This is a genomic window from Halochromatium sp. (assembly GCF_054919635.1).
On sequence record NZ_JBUDPI010000353.1, the window covers coordinates 1 to 3,882 of the forward strand.

Sequence of the window (3,882 nt, forward strand, 5' to 3'; positions counted from 1 at the left end):
CAGTACCGTGGCGTCGAAGGCGATGCTGTCGACCATCAGCCGGATATCGCTTTCGATGCCTTCGGTGCCGGGGATCGGCAGCAGCAGAAACAAGGACACCAAGAGCGCGATCAGCATCAGCCCGATCGCGGTCGGCATCTTGAGGAAGCGATAATTGAACCAGGCGAAGACCGCCGCTAGCGTGATCAGAACCGCGATGATGTTAAACAGCTGCATGACGTCGGCTCGGGCTTGGTAAGGGACCGCTCTAGGGAATCGTTCTAGTGGATCGTTCTAGAGATGCCAACATTATGCCCCGATTAGCCAACGGGCGTTTGCGGCGTGCAGCGGACAGACCGGGCTCAGCTGCAGTCGATCAACGCCTTCAATACCGCTCGCTCGGCTGCACGTTGCAAGGCCCGAACGCCATTGTCGAGCGGCTCAACACAATCGATCAACGGGGTAGGATCGACACGCTGCTGCTCCATCAGTCTCAGGGCGGCGGGGAAGGGGCCACAGCGCGAGCCGCTGACGCGGATCTCATCGACTACCAGCGAGGACAAGGCCACGGGTACCTCGCCGCGGTAGGTGCTCTTTAGACACAGGGTCCCGCGTGGGCGCAGCGCCTGCCGTGCCAAGGCGAAGCCGCCCGGGGCGCCGCTGGCCTCGACCACGAGATCGTACGTGCTCTCAGCCACCTCGTCTTCTGCGAGGCAGCGGCTACCGATCCCCTGCAGCCGCTGGCGCTGGTGAGCATGTCGCGCCACCACGTGCAGATCAGCGCCAGTCAAGGCCAGGACTCGGGCGATCAGCTGCCCCAGACGTCCAGCGCCAACCAACAGCACCCGATCCGACGGCTTGATCGATACCATCTCGGGGATCTCGAGCGCTGCCGCGAGCGGCTCGGTGAAGACCGCGGCGGTATCCGGGACCGCGTCCGGCACTGGATGCAGATTCTCGAGCGGCAGACAGAGGTACTCGGCAAAGGCGCCATCTCGGCCCTTGATTCCGAGCGCCTCTCGGTGAAGGCAATGGTTTGGCCGACAGGCCAGACATTCGCGGCAACGACCACAGCTGACATTGATCGAGCCGACCACACGCTCACCGACGCGCTCGGGCGCCGCGGGCGCGTCTGCAATCTCGCCCACGAACTCATGGCCAAGTACGCCAGTGAACGGATAGTAGCCATCCAATAGGGCCAGATCGGTCGAGCAGACGCCAGCGAGTCGCACCCTCACCAAGGCCTCACCGGCGCTCGGTGTTGGCGTCGGGAGGTCGTTGTTCAGTCGGGGCTGCTCATCGAGCCAGATCGCCTTCATCGCAGTGTCACTCCAGTCGGTGCATAGGAGACGCTGAGCGCCTGATCAGCTGCGCTCGGTCAAACAGCCTCAAGGTCCAAGCCGCAGGGTCCTAAAGGCTCAGGGTATCCTTTAGTCCCATCGGGTAAAACCACTGCGACTGGAAATTGCGCCCCAGCATCGCCAATTCTCGGTTCACCCAGCCGGATCGCAATTCTCACTTCCCTACTAGACCGGACACCAGGAGAGCCTGATGCCCCCAATGGACGATGAGCTAAACCTGTCTGCTGCCTACCGCCGTGTGCGAACCTTCACTGAGCAGCTTTGTGAGCCCCTTGAGACCGAGGATTACATGCTCCAGGCTGCCGTGGAGGCAAGTCCGCCCAAGTGGCATCTGGCGCACGTCTCATGGTTCTTCGAGACCTTCTTGCTCAAGCCCTTCTTGCCCGGCTACCGGGTCTATCATCCTCAATTCGATCACCTGTTCAACTCCTACTACGAGCAGACCGAGGCCGGCTTCTGGCCACGGCCGCAGCGCGGGCTGATCTCGCGGCCGACGGTCGCCGAGGTCTATGCCTATCGTCGCCATGTCGACGATGCGATGGCACGGCTGCTGAGCGAGTGCCCAACCGAGCACCAGGCGACTGTGCAGGCCCGGCTTGAGATCGGGCTCAATCATGAGCAGCAGCACCAAGAGCTGCTTGTCACCGACATCAAGTACAACCTGGCCTACAATCCACTGCGCCCAGCCTATCGCGCTGATCTGCCGGTCGCGCCAATACAAGACCCGGTGCCGCTGACCTTCACCAGCTTCGAGGGCGGCATTCACAGCTTTGGTGCTCAGGAGCAGGGAGGGCGCGACGGCGCGGTCGTTGGCTTCGCTTACGACAACGAATTCCCTCGTCACCAGCGACTCCTGGAGCCTTTCCAACTCGCCGATCGCCTGGTCACCAACGCCGAGTACCAGGCATTCATCGACGACGGTGGTTATCGCCACCCAGGGCTCTGGCTCTCCGATGGCTGGGCGCAGATCAAGAATGACCGCTGGCAGGCGCCGCTCTACTGGGAGCAGCTCGATGGTGTGTGGCATGAGACCACGCTCGGGGGGCGTCGGCCGCTGAACCCGGCCGAGCCCGTCTGCCATCTAAGCTACTTCGAGGCCGAGGCCTATGCGCGCTGGGCCGGGCGTCGTCTACCGACGGAGTTCGAATGGGAGCATGCGGCAACTGGTTCTGCAACTGGGCGTCCGGTCGAGGGTCAGTTCGTCGATGCTGGCCGCTTCCATCCCGCCCCGGCCAGCGTTGGTCCGCTGCAGCAGCTGTTTGGTGACTGCTGGCAATGGACCGCTTCAGCCTATCTGCCCTATCCACGCTACCGCGCGGTGGACGGCGCGCTTGGCGAGTACAACGGCAAATTCATGAGTGGGCAGATGGTGATGCGCGGTGGCTCCTGCGCCACTTCCCGCGATCATGCCCGCGTCAGCTATCGCAACTTCTTCTATCCCCATGAGCGCTGGCAGTTCAAAGGCATTCGGCTAGCGGAGGACCTCGCATGATCTCGTTGACCGACCCGACGACGGCCAATCCGATCTACTTTCACGACTATCATCCGACGCCCTCGGATCTCCGTGCAGAGGTCCTTGCCGGGCTGGGCAAGCCGCGCAAGCAGCTCTCGCCCAAGTTGTTCTACGACGCCGAGGGGTCGAAGCTGTTCGATGCCATCTGCGAGCTGCCCGAATACTATCCGACCCGCACTGAGATCGCGATCTTGCGCGAGCACGGCGCCGAGATGGCGCAGCATCTCGGTCGCGAGGCGCTCTTGGTCGAGCTCGGCAGCGGCAGCAGCTTGAAGATTCGCGTTCTGCTCGAAGCCCTGCAGCCAGCTGTCTACATGCCGGTCGACATCTCCAGTGAGCACCTCCAGCAGTCGGCGAAGGCGCTTGCAGCAACCTTCCCAAGGCTCGAGGTGCACGCCGTTTGTGCGGACTACTCGACGCCCTTCGAGCTGCCTGTCGACAATCATGAGCATCCGCGCGCCGCCTTCTTTCCGGGCTCGTCGATCGGCAACTTCGAGCCTGCCGACGCCGAGGAGCTGCTACGCCGTGTCGGTGCCATCCTGTGTGTTGATGGCCGGTTGCTGATCGGCGTTGATCTGATCAAGGATCCCGCACGCCTCGAACTCGCCTACAACGATGCCGCCGGTGTGACCGCTGCCTTCAACATGAATCTGCTGAGCCGGATCAATCGTGAGCTCGATGGTGGCTTCGATCTCAGCCGCTTCCGTCATGAGGCCTTCTTCAACGCCGAGCAGAGCCGCATTGAGATGCATCTGCTCAGCACCTGCGATCAGCAGGTTGGGGTCGCCGGTGAGATCTTCGCCTTCCACGAGGGCGAGACCATCCATACCGAGTGCTCGCACAAGTACAGCGTCGATGGCTTCCACGCCTTGGCTGCGCGCGCTGGCTTCCAGCCAGAACAGGTCTGGACTGATCCGCAGCAGCTATTCAGTGTCCACTGCCTGGTCTATCGGCCTTGATTGGGCGCAAGAGGATCATCGGTTAATGCCGCTCCCGCTGGCTGAGCTTTAATCAGTGCATCATTGCTGA

Annotated in this window: 3 protein-coding genes and 1 pseudogene; 2 read left to right on the forward strand and 2 right to left on the reverse strand. The window is 62.3% G+C overall.

The window, feature by feature from the left end; all coding sequences use genetic code 11:
• Both ACY693_RS16440 and ACY693_RS16445 read right to left on the reverse strand, forming a co-directional pair.
• Nucleotides 1-216, reverse strand: a pseudogene (locus tag ACY693_RS16440) (cation:proton antiporter); the annotation flags it as partial.
• A gap of 125 nt (nt 217-341) precedes the next feature.
• Nucleotides 342-1,298, reverse strand: a complete 957-nt coding sequence (locus ACY693_RS16445) for an MDR/zinc-dependent alcohol dehydrogenase-like family protein (protein ID WP_462322892.1) — start codon at nt 1,296-1,298, stop codon at nt 342-344.
• A 232-nt stretch (nt 1,299-1,530) separates the two neighbouring features.
• On the opposite strand from ACY693_RS16445, the gene egtB reads away from it, so the two are divergent.
• Nucleotides 1,531-2,832 (forward strand): ergothioneine biosynthesis protein EgtB, encoded by a 1,302-nt coding sequence (gene egtB / locus ACY693_RS16450; RefSeq protein WP_462322893.1) that lies wholly within the window; start codon nt 1,531-1,533, stop codon nt 2,830-2,832.
• A complete protein-coding gene (egtD, locus tag ACY693_RS16455; protein WP_462322894.1) occupies nt 2,829-3,812 on the forward strand; it encodes an L-histidine N(alpha)-methyltransferase in 984 nt (327 codons plus the stop codon). The genes egtB and egtD overlap by 4 nt, the downstream gene beginning before the upstream one ends.
• Nucleotides 3,813-3,882 lie beyond the last annotated feature (70 nt).

Bases quoted from the DNA above. Each gene is read 5' to 3' on its own strand.
- ACY693_RS16445 (WP_462322892.1), bottom strand. From the start codon at position 1,298: ATGAAGGCGATCTGGCTCGATGAGCAGCCCCGACTGAACAACGACCTC.
- egtD (WP_462322894.1), top strand. From the start codon at position 2,829: ATGATCTCGTTGACCGACCCGACGACGGCCAATCCGATCTACTTTCAC.
- egtB (WP_462322893.1), top strand. From the start codon at position 1,531: ATGCCCCCAATGGACGATGAGCTAAACCTGTCTGCTGCCTACCGCCGT.